At 69.4% G+C, this 15,498-nt stretch carries 8 protein-coding genes; 4 read left to right on the forward strand and 4 right to left on the reverse strand.

Going from position 1 to position 15,498, the window contains the following annotated elements:
- Positions 1–62: 62 nt before the first annotated feature.
- Positions 63–296 carry a hypothetical protein gene (locus G5C50_RS25215; RefSeq protein WP_165073745.1) on the forward strand — a complete coding sequence of 78 codons (234 nt, stop codon included), beginning with the start codon at positions 63–65 and terminating at the stop codon, positions 294–296.
- Positions 297–345: 49 nt separating this feature from the next.
- Positions 346–1,365 carry a DUF1559 family PulG-like putative transporter gene (locus tag G5C50_RS25220; protein WP_165073746.1) on the forward strand — a complete coding sequence of 340 codons (1,020 nt, stop codon included), beginning with the start codon at positions 346–348 and terminating at the stop codon, positions 1,363–1,365.
- 51 nt (positions 1,366–1,416) lie between these two features.
- On the opposite strand, the gene G5C50_RS25225 is transcribed toward G5C50_RS25220, so the two are convergent.
- A complete protein-coding gene (locus tag G5C50_RS25225; RefSeq protein WP_165073747.1) occupies positions 1,417–3,693 on the reverse strand; it encodes a CRTAC1 family protein in 2,277 nt (758 codons plus the stop codon).
- 741 nt (positions 3,694–4,434) lie between these two features.
- On the opposite strand from G5C50_RS25225, the gene G5C50_RS25230 reads away from it, so the two are divergent.
- Positions 4,435–6,747, forward strand: a complete 2,313-nt coding sequence (locus G5C50_RS25230) for a protein kinase family protein (protein WP_165073748.1) — start codon at positions 4,435–4,437, stop codon at positions 6,745–6,747.
- 26 nt (positions 6,748–6,773) lie between these two features.
- Here G5C50_RS25230 and G5C50_RS25235 read toward each other — a convergent pair whose 3' ends face one another.
- On the reverse strand, positions 6,774–8,459 hold the full coding sequence (locus tag G5C50_RS25235; RefSeq protein WP_165073749.1) for a hypothetical protein: 1,686 nt from the start codon (positions 8,457–8,459) through the stop codon (positions 6,774–6,776).
- 266 nt (positions 8,460–8,725) lie between these two features.
- Here G5C50_RS25235 and G5C50_RS25240 point away from each other — a divergent pair, with 266 nt between their 5' ends.
- Positions 8,726–10,444 (forward strand): efflux RND transporter periplasmic adaptor subunit, encoded by a 1,719-nt coding sequence (locus G5C50_RS25240; protein ID WP_165073750.1) that lies wholly within the window; start codon positions 8,726–8,728, stop codon positions 10,442–10,444.
- Between the two features lie 127 nt (positions 10,445–10,571).
- Here the strand turns inward: G5C50_RS25240 and G5C50_RS25245 are convergent, their stop codons facing one another.
- The gene (locus G5C50_RS25245) at positions 10,572–13,388 is read right to left on the reverse strand and encodes a serine/threonine-protein kinase (RefSeq protein WP_165073751.1); all 2,817 of its coding nucleotides are present in this window, start codon (positions 13,386–13,388) and stop codon (positions 10,572–10,574) included.
- 97 nt (positions 13,389–13,485) lie between these two features.
- On the reverse strand, positions 13,486–15,402 hold the full coding sequence (locus G5C50_RS25250) for a calcium-binding protein (RefSeq protein WP_165073752.1): 1,917 nt from the start codon (positions 15,400–15,402) through the stop codon (positions 13,486–13,488).
- Positions 15,403–15,498: the final 96 nt, after the last annotated feature.

Consider the following 15,498-nt stretch of genomic DNA (forward strand, 5'->3'; position numbering starts at 1 on the left):
GGAGTCGTCGATCCTGCGCGCCCGGCGCACGTCATCCTCTTTTCCTTCAAGGATTTTTCCCCATGCATCGCCTCGTCGCTGCATTGCGCGCCGTTGCGCCCGGCCTGGCCTTCGCGACCGCGGCGCTGACGCTCGCGCTGATCGCGGGCTGCTCGGAAGGAACGTCGGGCAACCCGGCGGATTTCGCGGGCCCGCTCGACACGTCGAAGGCTCAGAAGAGCGACGACGCGCCGGCCCTTGAGCCGGGCGTCGGCTACGACGGCTCCGGCAAGCCGATCTCCAAGAAGAAGCACTGATTCGGCTCGCCCGACGAGTCCTCTTCTCCCTTTTCAGGATTATCCTCTGATGAAAGTCCGCCGCGGTTTCACGCTGATCGAATTGCTTGTGGTCATCGCCATCATCGCCGTGTTGATCGCCCTCTTGTTGCCGGCCGTGCAGAGCGCTCGCGAGGCCGCCCGCCGCGCCCAGTGCGTGAACAACCTGAAGCAGATCGGCCTGGCCATCCACAACTACATCTCGGCGAACGAGGTCGTCCCGCCCAACGGCTACAACATCCGCTACGTCACGCCGCCGACCTACTACACGACGGCCTCGGACAAGGTTCGTCTGATGCCGTTCATGGAGCAGCAGACGCTCTCCAACGCCTACAACTTCAACATCCAGGACCGGGGCTACAGCTTCAGCCAGATCACCCAGGTGACGGTCTGGTCGTCGTTGGTCTCCTCGCTGAACTGCCCGTCCGACCCGAACCCGGGCAACAACGGCTACACCTTCAATAGCCAGACGTACAAGGTCGGCACGACCAACTACCACATGAGCGGCGGCCCGAACCGCTGGAACAACAACGGCGGCGTGGTCAACGGCGTCGCCTACTGGATGAACCCCGGCACGTACTTCGGCGCCCCCGTGACGATCGCCGCGGTCACCGACGGCACGTCCAACACCATCGCCTACGGCGAGGTCGTGAAGGGGAAGAACGGGGCCAACATCCCCGGCACGAACCTCTGCTACCTGATCGCCGGGACGCTCAACAAGGGCTACCTCGACGACATCAACGTCTGCCAGTCGTCCAACAGCGCCCTCTGGGACTACAAGGGCGAGTACTGGACCGAGCAGTCCACCCACCGCGGCGGGCCGTTCTACGAGGTCATGCCGCCCAACAAGAAGTCCTGCATGAACCCCAACGGTGGGACGTGGGCCTACCAGGACCACTTCATCACCGCGTCCTCGTTCCACTCCGGCGGCGTCAACGTGATGATGCTGGACGGCTCGGTCCGGTTCATCAAGGACAGCATCAACGTCGTGACGTGGATCGGCCTGGGCTCGATCAACGGCGGCGAGGTGATCTCCAACGACAGCTTCTGAATCCGCCTCGCCCCTCGGCTTCGGCCGAGGGGCGCGGGGCGCGATCCGTCCTCACCTCTTGAGGGCGACCTCCTTCGACTTCGGCCCCAGGTCGAGCGTCTTGTAGGCGTCGGCGAACTCGGTGATCTCGATGACGCGGCCGGCGGGGACGTCGCGGAAGGTCTGGGTGGATTTGGTCGTCGGCCAGTAGACCTCGATCGACGCGGCGGCTCCGGCGTCGGCCAGGCCGATGGTCTGCTCCAGCGTGTTGGCCCCGAAGCTGCTGCCCGAGGATACCGTCCGATAGAGGGTCTTCGATTTGGGCCCGGCCGTGACGACCTTGATCCGGGCTCCGACGGCCGCCCTGTTGGACCGGGCGCCGACGAGTCGGAGCGTCAACGTCTTCCGGCCGTGGCCGGGGTTCTGGAAGAGGACGTTGTGGTAGCTGTCGCCGTCGACGGCGCCCCCCATCTGGGCGAAGATGTCCACGTCGCCGTCGCGGTCGTAGTCGCCGCAGGCCACGGCGTGGCCCTTCTGAAGGTGGCCCACGCCCGCCGCGCCGGTGACCTCGGAGAACCGCGCGCCGTCGACGTTCTTGAACATCCGGTTGGGCATGAGGCTGGCGATGCTGGGCTCGCCTGTACCCAGGTAGAAGTCGAGGAAGCCGTCCTCGTCGAAGTCGGCGAAGTTGCTCCCCATCGCGGCGAAGCACATGTCGAGCCCGGCTTCGCGGGCGCGGTCGATGAACCCTCGGCCGCTCTCGTTGTGGTACAGCTTGTTGGGGTATCGGCCGTGCGGGCGGCCGAGGAGGCCCTTGACGACGTCGGCCAGCGCGCGGTCGTAGCTGGTGGCGAAGACGTCTTCCCAGCCGTCGTTGTCGTAGTCGAACGCCCAGCAGGAGAAGCCGGTGACGGGCCCGCGGACGCCCATCTCGTCAGAGGCGTCGACGAACCGGCCGCCGTCGTTGCGGTAGAGGATCGCCCGGCCGTTGAGGTAGTTCATGAACAGATCAGGATCGCCGTCGTTGTCGATGTCGGTCCAGCAGGCGCCCTTGCAGAAGGTGCGCAGAGAGTTCTCAAGGCCGACGGCCGCGGTGACGTCCTCGAACGAGCCGTCGCCCTTGTTGCGATAGAGCTTGTTCGGTCGGCGCTCGTCGCAGATGAAGAGGTCGACGTGGCCGTCGTTGTCGTAGTCGGCCCAGGCGGCGGAGTTCGAGTTCACGGCCGCGGCCAGGCCGGCCTTCTCGGTGACGTCCTCGAAGCCGGTCCCCGTGTTGCGCAGGAGCGAAGGCCGCACGGGCCGGGCGATCCAGGCGCCGCGAGGGATGAAGACGTCCATCCGGCCGTCGTTGTCGTAGTCCGCCTGGACGGCGAAGAGGCCGCCGTACTGCTCCGACAGGCCGACCGATTCAGTGCGATCCTCGAAGCTCCCGTCCCCCTTGTTGTGATAAAAGGCGGCGCACTGCTTGTAGTCGAAGCTCGTGGTGAACAGGTCGAGCAGACCGTCGCCGTCGAAGTCCTCCATGATCGCCCCGCCGGCCTGGTTGAAGCGGTTGACGCCGGCGTCGGCGCCGACGTCGCGGAACCGGCCGACGTCGAACTCGGATTTGACGAACGGACCCAGGTCGAGGAGGAAGCGGGGGTCGACCTTGTCGGGATACTGGCCCAGCGTCATGTGGGCGATGTTCAGCAACCAGGCGGCCTCCAGGTCGTCCGGGAACCGCTCCAGCAGCTCGCTGAAGAAGCCGACGGCGGCCTTTGAGCCGGCGGTCTTGGTGTGCCTGGCCGCCTCGGAGATCGGCAGGATGCAGGAGCTTTCGCCGCGACACATCACGCAGTTGTCGTTCTCCCCCTTACGCAGCGCGGCGACTCCCTGGAGATAAACCAGAGTGGGGAGGATCCGGGCCGCCAGGACGTCATCGGACTCGGCGGCGGCGCGGGCCTTCGCCAGGGCTTCGCCTGCGGCGGCCGGGTCGCCGTCGGCCAGCAGCAGGGTGGCGCGCGTGAGGGCGTTGTTGATTCGGTTCGGAGTCGGGAGGTTCGCGGACGCCTCCACCTTCTCGATCGCCGCGATCTCGCGCCGGGCGACGTCCAGCCAGTGCTTGCGAACTTCCGCCGGAGAGGCCGTCGGCTCCCAGGGAGAGGCCGCCGCCACGATCAGCGCGAATCCGCTGGCGTCGATCGGCAGCCGCTTCTGGTAATTCAGCGGCCTCTTCTCCATCGTCCACGCGGCCGCCTGCGGGTGCATCATCCTCATGCCGGCCGCAACGGCGCCCAACGCCGCCAGGCCGAGGAACGCCGCGGCCGCGACCCCCATGCGGCGGCGGCCGTCCTGCTTGTCGTCCTTCATCGTTCGCCCTCTGTTATGGATGAATGTCGCTCGATGCGGGCTATCGACGCTCGTCCCAGACGCAACGCGCAACGGGGCGCGGCCGGTCGGTCGGTCGACCGGCGCAACGTCGTCGGGGGCGCGTGAGAACGACGCCCCAGGGCGCGGGAGGTGCGTAACTCGATCCGATCAGGCGACGGGGCGTCGCGGAGGTCGTTGGACGCCCGCCAGTTCAGGGGTGGGCCGTTGAGGAGGACCTTCAAGGGGGACGAGACGGCCTCTCTTCGGTTCGCGCGGGGACGCGTCCATGAGGCCGAGGCAGAGTTCACGCCCGAGGAACGGCGCCGCCGGCGGAGGGGCCGGGAGATCGCCGGATCCGCCCGAGCACGAGGGCCCGGAGCACGGAGGGACGCGGCCTGGAGGAGGCGCGTCGGATTCTTCCAGATCGTCCAGCGCCGTCAGGACGGCCGACCGCGGAGATCCGCCGGAATGCACCCGCGACGAGCAGCCCGCCTGGACCGATCGGGGCGCGATCGCGCCCAGGACGGCCAGCGCGACGAGCACGATGACCGCGGCGGGCCTCGGGGATGGTCGGCGGATTCGGATCAACTCTCGGCCCTTCAACCGGGACGAAGGCCCCGGCAGGCGCACGCACGTGATGAATGGAGACGCTATGATGATATCCGCCCGCCGTCCGGTTGACCATTCGAATCGGGCGGCCGAGCTTTCTGAGATCCACATCGTGCGAGGTGCGCCAGTCCGATGAGCCAGGTCGACGAGCGCGAGGAGAGCTTCGAGGAGCGCCCGGACCCGCTCGACGAGGCCGCGATCGAGGCCGTCGCCGCCGCGGCGATGGAACCGGGGGCGGTCTCGCCTGAGCCCGAGGACGCCGGACCGGTCGAGCCGATCGTCGAGCGTTGCGAGCGATTGAGCCTGGACGTTCCCACCCGGCTGCGGCTGTTCCAGGCGTGCTGCCGGATGATCCACGGCGAGCACCAGCGGGGGCGGATCCTCGGCGATCTGACGGCCCCGCGACTGGGCCTGACCGCCGACGACGAGCCGGCTGAGATTCCCCCCCTGCCCGACCTCGACCCGGAAGCCCTTGACGCCTGCACCAGTCCGGAGCAGGTTCTGGGCGAGCCCCTCACCACGGCCGCCGACGTTTACGCACTGGGCGCGATTCTGTACGAATTGCTGACCGGCCGGGCACCGGTCGACGTCGACCCTTCCGACCCCTCGGCCACGGCGAAGGCGATCAGCGAACAGGCCCCGGAGCGTCCCAGTCGCGCTGCGCCCGGAGATCGGCGAGCGGCCATCGGCCGCGATCTCGATGCGATCGTGCTGGAGGCTCTGCGGAAGGAGCCCGAGCGGCGATACGCCTCGGCCGCGGCGCTGGCGGACGACCTCGACGCCTCCTTCGCCGGCCTCCCCGTCCGCGCCGGCAGGACGTCCGAGTGGGGCCGGGTCGCTCGGTTCATTGGGCGTCGGAAGTGGGTTGTGGGGGTGTCCACGGCGGCGCTGCTGGGGATGATCGGCTGGGGATGGTGGATGATCCACCGGACGCGGGATTTGACGGACCAACTCGACCGCGCCGGCGAGGCGGCCGCCGGGACGCAGCGGGTCATGGCCCTGATGACCGACCGCCTGACGGACGACGAGGAGCCGACCGACGACGACGGCGAACTCCGCCACGACCTGCTGACGGCCGCTCGCGAGCATTACGAGCGAGTCCTCAGCGCGAACTCCGGCGAGGCTCCCGAAGCGAAGATCGACGCGGCCGACGCCAAATCGCGGATCGCGGCGATCGATCTGGCGCTGGATCACAAGGCGGAGGCCGCCGGCGGCTATCTGACCGCGGCCGACATGTGGCGCGACCTCGCCTACGAGCACCTGGGCGATCCCGGGCCGGCCTTCCGCCTGGCCGAGGCCCGCGCGGGGCTTTCCCGGGCGCTCGACGCGGGTACGAAGGGCTCGGCGGCCGAGGCCGCGCTCGCTCCCCTGGAGTTGGCCCGCGAGAACTACCGGGTCCTCGCCGACTCCCAGCCCAGCGAATCCCTGTATCGTCGCCGACTGGCGCGCGTCCTGTACGACGAGGCCGATCTTCAGCGCCGGCTGGGGAAGACGTCCGCGGCGCTGGCCGCGGCGCGATCGGCGGTCAGCCTGCTGGAAGAACTGGCCTGGACGCGGCCGCGCGACGTTGAGACCCGCGTCGCGGCGTCGGCCGCGTTCGGTCGGCTCGCCCGGATCCTCGGCGACCGCGACGACGGCCTCCGGGGCGCTTACGAGGCGCTGAACCGGGCGGTCTTGCTGCTGGACGCGACCCCGGAGCCGGCGCGGGAGTCGCCTCGGATCGCCTTCGAGACGGCCTGCCGGCTCATCGACCTGGCCGAGCTTCAGCGGTCGGCCGGGGGAGTGCAACCGGCGGCCGCCACGATCGCCCGCGCCTCGTTGCTGCTGGACGGCCTGCTGGTGAAGGCGCCCGACGACGTCCGCTACCGCATCGAGGCGGCCACGGCGCTGAACATGGAGGCTGAGATCCTCCGCGCCCAGGGCCTTCGCGACGAGGCGACGGCCCGCCTCGACCGGGCCCGCCCTCTGCTCGACCGCCTGGTCGCCGAGCATCCCACCGAGCGTCGGTACGTCGTGGGGCTGGCCGTTTCGCGAGGCGTCCGCGGCCGGATGCTGATCCAGGCCGGCAAGCTCCCCGAAGCCCTGAAGTCCTTCCAGGGCGCCGCCGACCTGCTCGACGGACTCAAGGACCAGGACCGCGAGGCGGCCGACGCCTACTCCTTGGCCTGCAACCTCTCGCTGGGCCTGACCCTGATCGGGGCCAAGGAAGGGGGCAAGCCAATCGAGGACGACGCCGATCCCAGCCTCACCCCCGCCGACCGCGCCCGCCGCAAGGTCTACGGCCGTCGCGCCGTGGCCGCCCTGCGCCAGGCCGTAGCCAAGGGCTGGAACCAGCCCGACCTCTACCGGAACGACCCCGTCCTCGACCCCCTCCGCCGTCGCGACGACTTCCGGAAACTTATGATCGAACTCGCCGCCAGCCCGGAGCCGGCGGCGAAGCCCTGAACGAGGTCGGGGTCGTCCTCGATCCGTCACGATCCCGTCGGCGCGGCGGTGGGGGTTGGCTGGCCGTTGGCGACGGGAGGTTGCGGCGGGGCCAGCGAGCGGCCTTCCAGGTCCAGGAGCCGGCGGTAGACTCCCAGGGCCTCGGCGTCCCGGAGCTTCGTCAGGTTGGCGCCGAGGATCACGCTGTCGGCCCGCTCCAGCAGACGCTGGTATTTCACCCAGTTGCGCTCGGGGCTGCGCGCGACCGAGGGGTCGGTGCGGCGGGAGATGAAGCGCTGCATGAGCGACTGGTATTCGGGCTGAGCTTCCAGCACGCGGCGGATCTCGTCGTGCTCCTCGGCGAGGATCCGGGAAGCGTCGGGGTGGAGGGGGACGGTCAATTCGGGCCAGCGGTCGGCCAGGACGGACCGGAGTTTCGCCACATTCACGGAGCCGGGCCGCATCGTCCCGCCGGGCCCCTGCCCCGGACCGGGCCGGTCGTTCGTGGGGGGCTCCTGGATCGCCGCGCGGTGGTCGTTGTGGTCGGCGGCCGGAGCCGGCGGAGCGGCCGGCGCGGGGGGCTGGTTCGGATTCTGGCCGCGGTTGCGGAAGGAGTTGCGGGCCGGATCGAGCTCCTTCGCCTTGGCCCGGGCCTTCGTCAGCCGGTCCTCGCCGTTGAGCTTCAGGAGCGCGGAGAGCCCTTCCAGGGCCGCCCGCTGCATGGGGGAGGCGGCGGCGAGAACCGTCGACCAGGGGGCGTCCTGGGGGAGCAGGCCCGTGGCCGGATCGTCGTCGTTCTTGGCGAACCGGGACTTGTCGCGGAGGAGCCGGTCGGAGGTGGAGACCGGGATGTCCACGGTGTCCGAGGTCAGCAAAACGTGGGTGAAGGCCTCGGCGTACGAGGTTCGGCCGTCGCCGTCGAAGTCGGGCCTGGCGACGGACCGGCCGGTGCGGGTCTCGCCCAGGAGGGCTTCGAAGAACGAGGTGGAGAACTCATGGTAGTCCTCCTCGTCGATATCCGGCGTGCAGCCGGCGGCCGTCCGCGAGGCGACCGTGGAGAAGAACCCGGCGCGGGGGTGCTTGGCGAACCCCTTCGAGGGATCGCCCTCGTTGTAGATCACGTTGGCGAACCCGCCCGAGTAGCACTGGACCATCACCAGCGTCACGTCCACGTCCGGGCTGACCTTGTCCAGGTCGGCGACGAACTGCTTCATCGTGATCGCGTTCGGCGCTCCCGGCATGACCAGGGTGGTGTTTCGCGGGTTGTTTCGGTCGGCCGCGTCCGGGCCGCCGTGACCGGTGAAGTAGACCAGAAGCTGTTCGCCTGGCGGCAGCGACCGGCCGACCTGCTCGAACCAGGCGTTGACGTTGGCGACGCTGGAGGGCCCGACGATGCCCGGGAGGTGGACCTTCTCATACCGCATGTCGGCGTCGTTGCTGCCGGTGAGGATCATTCCCAGGGCCTTGGTGAACCGCTGGTCCTCGCTCTCCCGCAGCCGGAACTGCACGGAGTTCCGCGCCCCGCCGTCGCCGAAGTAGACGTCGTGGCGAACGCCCCCCATGCCGACGCCGGCGAGCACCCGCCGGAAGTATTCGACGTTCTTCTCCAGCGAGATCTGGTTGTGCGAAGGCGGCCCGCCCCCGAAGGTCAGGACGATCGTCCCGCCCTGCCCTGTCGCCGCCGTCGCCGCGACCCCCGCCCAAACTCCCAGCAGCCCGACGACGCGTCGCATGTCTTTGATCCTTTGCAAGGTGCCGTTCCGCGACCGCGCGGCGGGGAGGGTCGTGCGCGCGGGCCCCAATCCAATAACATAGCGTCGTCGCGGCCGATATTGGATCGGATTTCCGCCTCCCCACGTTTTCCGGCACGTCCTGGACTGGGCGTCGACGGCGGATGCGATTCGTTTTCGGGGGATTTCCTGAAAAGTCGGATTGGCTGGTCGTTTCAGCGCCACTACATGTCGAAATCGTGCCCGCGATTGATTGAGGAGCGTCGATCTTGGCTGAAGGCAGCAAACGATCGGTGGAGGCGGGGCTTCGGACGTTGTTCGAGGCCGGGGCCGCCGTGGGCCGATCCGACGCCGAGCTGCTCGACGTCTTCCTCGAGGCGGGCGGGCCGGCCGCCGAGGCGGCCTTCGCGGCGATCGTGGAGAGGCACGGGCCGATGGTCTGGCGAGTCTGTCGCGACGTCCTCCGCGAGTCGAACGACGCCGACGACGCGTTCCAGGCGACGTTCCTGATCCTCGCCCGACGCGCCCGGGAGATCCGCAAGCGATCGGCGCTCGAATCGTGGCTCTACGGCACGGCCCTTCGCGTGGCTCGTTGCGCTCGCAACGGGGCGGCTCGCAGACGCAAGCGGGACGAGGCCGCGGCCGTTCGGGAGCCGAAGCCGACCGGGGTGGACGTCGACCGCTCCGACGAGGCGATCGTCGTCCACGAGGAGGTCGGAAGGCTTCCGGAGAAGCTCCGCTCCCCGCTCCTGCTCTGCTACTTCGAGGGCCTCACGCACGAGCAGGCCGCGAGCCGGCTCGGCTGGCCGGTCGGGACCGTCCGGAGCCGCATGGCCGAGGCGCGCGACCGGCTCCGGCCGAGGCTCCTGAAGCGAGGCGTCGGCCCTTCAGCCGCGATTCTGGCGGCTGCGGGCCGGGCTCAGGCTGCGGCCGTCGTGCCGCCGGCGCTGGCCTCGGCCACGGTCCAGATGGCGATCGGGGCGACGGCCGCCGGGACGGTCCCGGCCGCTGTCGCCGCCCTGGTGGAAGAGGCGTCCTGGGAGACGACCGTCATGAAGCTCGCGAAGCTCGCGCTGGGCCTGGTCGCCGCCGCGCTCGTCGGAACGGCCGGCCTGAAGTACACGGCGATGGCGGAGCGGCCGCAAGACGCCGCTGAGGCCGCCCAACCTCCCAGGGGCGAACCGATCACCGTCGCCGTCGTCGAGTCGAAGCCCGTTACGATCGCCGAGCGATACGTCGGTCGGATCGAGTCGCACCATCACATCGAGGTCCGCGCTCCGCAGTCAGGCTATCTGGAGGCGATCCCGATCAAGGCGGGCCAGACGGTCAAGCAGGGCGATCTGCTGTTTCAACTCGGCTCGGTCGAGAACGGAGGAAGGCCCGACGCCGCGAAGGGGAGCAAGGCCGTCTCCATCCTGGCCCTGTTCGACGGCATGATCGGCGATCTCCCCCGCCAGCAGGGGAGCTTCGTCCGCGAGGGCGAGACCCTGGCGAGCCTCTTCGACAACAGCCGGGTCCGGGTCGCTTTCAACGTCCCCGAGGCCCGGTACCTCCAGGAAATGCGCGAGACGGCCGAGGCGAAGGAGGCCCGCAAGATCGAGCTGCTCCTGTCCGGCGACCGCAAGTTCCCTCAGCCTGGCAAGCTCGTCTCCCAGGACGCCCGGTTCAACGCCGAGACCGGAACCATCCCCTTCTACGCGGAGTTCTCGAACCCGGACCGCCTGCTGCGAGACGGCCAGTCCGGCGTCGTGTCGATCAGTTGGGTCGAAACCGACGCGATCACCATCCCCCAGCGGGCGACCCGTGAAACCCGCAACAGTCGCTACGTCTACGTCGTCGACAAGGACGGCGTCACCCATCGCCGCGAGATCGACGTCCGGGCCGAGGTGGACGAACTGTTCGTCGTCCAGAAGGGCCTCGAAGCGGGCGAGCGGATCGTCGTCGACGGAGTCCGGCAGGTCGTGGACGGTAAGAAGGTGGAGCGCTGAGCGAGGCCGGAGCAGGAGTGCGTCAATCCGATCCACAGCCAAGTTCCCTCTCCCGGGGGGAGAGGGGACGAATCGGAGGGCTCGCCGGGCGTTTCGGTACAGGCGAATCGAGTCAGTGCCGCCGGCATCATGGAGACTTCGGTCTGGGCTTCTCGCGTTCGGCCCGCCACCTGGCGGCTTCCTCGGGCCGACCGAGGCGGTCGTAGAGGTCGGCCAGCAGGCCGGGGATCTCGTCGAGCTTGGCGGCGAACATGGGCGGGAGCTTCGCCCGACGCTCGGTCAGTCCGCGGTGGGCGGCCAGCAGGAGGGGCTCGGCCTCGGCGAGTTTCCCCTGGGCCAGCATCGCCCGGCCGAGCAGGCCCTTGAGGTGGAAGGTGATCCAGTGGTCGGGCTGCTTGGCCTCAAAGCCGGCGAGCAACTCGCGGACGAGCGGCTCGGCGTCCTTCTCGCGGTGGTCGGCGAACCGAACGTCGATCAGGTGCTGGAGGATCCGGGTCGTCTGCCCCGCGCCGGGGGGAAAGCCCCGGCGGGCGCGCGCGAGGGCGTCGGCCAGCTCGCGGTCAGCCTCGGCGTACTGGCGGAGGTCCTCGAAGAAACAGCCGAGATTGTAGATGTGAACCACTAACTCGGGATGGTCCGGCGGCAGAGCCCCGCGCGCGGCCTCGACCGTCTCGCGGTAGATGGGCCCGGCGAGGTCGTCGCGGCCCTGGCTGTGCCTGGCGTCCGCAAGCCCCATCAGGTAGGTCAGCGTGTCGACGTGGGTCGGCCCCAGGCGTCGCCGCGCGGCTGCCGTCAGCGATTCATAGGCCGCCGCCGCCTCGTCGAATCGACCCAGCCCGGCCAGGTCGACGGCGACGTTGTTGGCGACGATCATGGTCTCCGGCGCCTCGTCCGTGAGGATGCGGCGATAGACCGCCAGCGCCCGGCGCTTCATCTCCATCCCGCGTTCGCGGTCGCCCCCATCGGCGACGATCTGCCCCAGGGTGTTGAGAACCTGGGCCGCCTCGTAACTCTCGGGTCCGAACGCCTTCTCGCGGCCCGCAAGGGCGCGTTCGAAGAGCCGCCGGGCCTCCTCCGGCCGGTCGAGCGTCATGGCGACCACGCCCAGGTTGTGGACGAATAACAGGACGCTCGGGTTGTCGGGCCCGAGGGTCGGCTCTAACTGAGCGATCATGTCGCGGTCGAGCTTCTCGGCCTTGTCGTAGAGGCCGCCGCGACGATAGGTGACGGCCAGGTCGTCGGCGACGTTGATCGTCTCAGGATCGGGGAGCGGCGCAGTGGCGCGGGCCAACTCCAGAGCCCGCTCCAGGTGGTGGACGGCCTCCGGATAGGCGCCCAGCCCCTGGTAGGTCCGGCCGACCGTACGGCGGACGGCGGCCTCAACCCTGGGCCGGCCGGCGAACCGGCCGTCGAGGCCGGCGGCGACTCCGTCCAGCAGCGTGCGAACTTTCAGGTCCGGGTCGGGCGACCGGCCGGACGCCACCTGGGTGGAAGGGTCAGCCTGGCCGATCAGGGCCTCGGTCAGGATCGAGTTCACTTCGCGGGCGACCGCCGCCTCGCCGTCGGCCCGCTCGCGCTGGGCGGACTCGGCGAACCTGGCTTCATCGGCCGCGTCGCGTTGACGGCGGGCCTCCATCATGCCGAGCGTCGCCGCGACTGTCCCGACCGCCAGCGACGACAGCACCGCCGCGACGGCCGACACCGCGACTCGGTGGCGACGGACGAATTTGAACGCCCGGTAACGGGCCGTCGGCGGGCCGGCCGAGACCAGTTCATGGTTGAGGAACCGCTCCAGGTCGGCGCCGAACGCCGCGGCCGAGTCATACCGCCGCGACCGATCCTTCTCCAACGCCTTCATCACCACCCAGTCCAGATCCCCACGCACGAAACGGCCCAGCCGCACGGGCTCGGCGTCGCGGTTCGCCGCCACCGAGGGGAGGTCGGCCGCCGAGCCTATCCGGCTGGAGGGCGGCGGCGGTTCGTCCTCGCGGATCGCCCGCAGGATCTCGTGCCACGCGGCGCGACGCAGCGTGTCGCGGCCGATCGGCGGCGTCCCCGTCAGCAGCTCGTAGAGCATCGCCCCCAACGCGTAAACGTCGGCGCGGGTGTCCACGTCGCGGGCCTCCGCCCCCGCCTGCTCGGGCGCCATGTACAAGGGCGTCCCCGCCACCGAACCCGGCGACGAGTCGAGCGTCTGCTCCGTCAACGCCGCGCCCCCCACCGCCTTCGCCAGCCCGAAGTCGATCACCTTGGGCGACGCCGCGCCGTCGAGTTCCTCCACCAGCACGTTCGACGGCTTCAAATCGCGGTGGATCACCCCCTTTTGATGGGCGTGCTGCACGGCCGAGCAGACCTTGCGGAACAGCTCCAATCGATCGGCCACCGGCAGCCGCTTCGAGTCGCAGTACTCGGTCAGCGGCGCGCCCTTGACCAGCTCCATGACGAAGAACGGCCGGCCGTCGGCGGCGGCGCCGGCGTCGAGGACCTTGGCGATGTTGGGATGGTCCATCACGGCCAGGGCCTGGCGTTCCGCCTCGAACCGCAAGAGCACCGACCGCGAGTCCATCCCCGGGTTGACCAGCTTGACGGCCACGGGGCGTTTCACCGGAGCGACCTGCTCGGCCCGGTAGACCGTCCCCATCCCGCCCCGACCGATCTCGGGACCGACGAGGTACCGCCCCGCCAGCAGTTGACCCGTCGCGCCGGCTGGCGGCAAGCCTTCCGACTGAGGAAGCGAGCCGATCAGCTCAGTGGGGGGCTCGAACGAGGAGACGCCGGCCGCCGGCCGGTTCATGAAGCTGCCGTCCGCTTGATGGGCTTCGAGCAGCGCGTCGACGCGGGCTCTGGCCTCCGGGTCTTCGGTGCAGGCCTGGTCGAGATAGGCCGCGCGGGCGGCTGGATCTTCGATCTCCAGCGCGGCGAGAAAGATGGAACGGTCGGTCATCGATTCGTCCGGATGGAGCGGGCTGGATTTGGAGAGGTGGGAACAGCATATGCGATCGGCGGGGCCTCGGGAATCGCCCGAGGCCCCGCCGTGCGTGTCAGGCCGTCAAGAACGAGGCGACCCCCTTCCGTCCGGAGGTGGTCGACGGCCAGCCCAACTCGGCCAGCGCCGCGTCAACCGCCGCGATCGACGACCGGGCCGTGGAGGCGGAGCCGGCCAGCGACGTGGGCGGGATCCAGCGGACCACGTCGATGCTCGACCGATCCTTGATGTAATCTTCGTACTGGCCGTCGGTCCGAAGCTGGACGATGAACGTGTCGGCTCCGGGGCCGCCGGTCAGGTCTTCGCGATAGTCGTACGAGCCGGCGTAGAGGGTGTCGTTCCCCTCCTCGCCGTAGAGCGTGTCATAACCTCCTTCGCCGTACAACTCGTCGTTCCCCTTGCCGCCGCGGAGGGTGTCGTTCCCCTCAGAGCCCCATGAGTGGCCCCAGTTGTCGCCGTAGAGGGTGTCGTTGCCGTCGAGGCCGTTGAGGTAGTCCGAGTTCAGTTCTCCGTACATGTAATCCGACCCGCCGCCGCCGTACATCACGTCGTTCCCGGCGCCGCCGAAGAGGACGTTGGTCCCGCCGGCAGTGGCGTTGTAGATGTTCTCGGCGTCGCCCCAGATCGTGTCGGCGCCGTTGTTGCCGTAGATCGTGTCATCGCCGAAGCCGCCGTTGAGCGTGTAGTCGTCGCCGATGAGGAGGTCGTCGCCGCCCTGGCCGGCGAGGGTGTCGCGCCCGAGGCCGCCGTAGATCGTGTCGCGCTCCCAGCCGCTGTCGGCGATGAATCGATCGTCGCCCCAAAGAGAGTCGTCGCCGTCGCCGCCGTGGATGTAGTCGCCGCCGAGGTCGCCGGAGATCGAGTCCGAGCCGCCGAGGCCGAACAGGATGTCCGCGCCGTCCCCGCCGAAGATCTCGTCGTTCCCGAAGGGGCCGTTGAGGTCGTCCCCGTCGATCTGATCCCGGCCGCCGCCGCCCCAGATGTGGTCGTTGCCGGCCTGGCCGTACAACTTGTCGAGGCCCGAGCCGAACGCGGGATTGGTCTCGTCGCCGTAGATCCAGTCGTCGCCCCAGCCGCCGTAGACCTTGTCGTCGCCCTCGTTGCCGATGAGGACGTCGTTGCCTCCTTCCCCGTAGATCTCGTCGTCGCCTTCGTTGCCGTAGATCGTATCCGCGGCCTCGCGGCCCCAGTTGTCGCCCCAGATCCTGTCCAGGCCGGGGCCGCCGAACAGGGTGTCGGAGTCCAACTCTCCCATGATGTGATCGTCGCCGAAGCCGCCGCTGATGGTGTCATTGCCGTCGGCGCCGTAGAGCCAGTCGTCCTGGTCGCCGCCGTCGATGACGTCGTTGCCGGAGTTGCCGTAGATGCGGTCGCCCCCGCGCTCGCCGTAGAGGAAGTCTCCCTGGCCCTCGCCGGCGATGGTGTCGTCGCCGTCGCCGCCGTAGACGCGGTCGACGCCGTCGCCGGCCAGGACGTAGTCGTCGCCGGCGCCGCAATAGATGACGTCGTCCCCCTCCTGGCCGTATAAGTAGTCATTCTCCGTGCCGCCGATGAGCGTGTCGCCCAGGACGCCGCCGCAGAGGGTGTCGTTCCCCGGGCCGCCGTCGGCCGTGACGGGCGTGGCGGCGAAGGAATACGCGTTGAAGTTGTCGTCGCCGTTGAAGCCCCGGAAGTAGACCCGGTTGGCCGTGATCGCTGAGCGGTTGAAGTACGACGTCGAGCCGTTCATGACGACCTTGATCCGGCTGTTGACGTCGTTGGGGTTCTCGCTGCGGACGTTGACGATGTCGTTGCCGTTGGTGCCGTCGATGTACAGGACCCCGCCCGAGACGTAGGCGGCCGGCACGATGCGCGACTCCAGGCGGTCCGGGCCGATCCCGTCCAGGACGGTCCGGCGCCGGCGGGCCCGTCGCGACGAAGCCTGGCTGAGCCGGCTCCTCCACCTGTTGCTGTGTGAAGAGGTTGCGGACATGCTGCGTTCTCCCTGAATCGATCGGGCCGCCCATCGGCCCGCCGATCCCGGTCACGCAGTCCGGGTGTAAACCGCGCCACATATGAAAGCGATTTC

It is taken from the genome of Paludisphaera rhizosphaerae (assembly GCF_011065895.1).
Classification (GTDB): domain Bacteria; phylum Planctomycetota; class Planctomycetia; order Isosphaerales; family Isosphaeraceae; genus Paludisphaera; species Paludisphaera rhizosphaerae.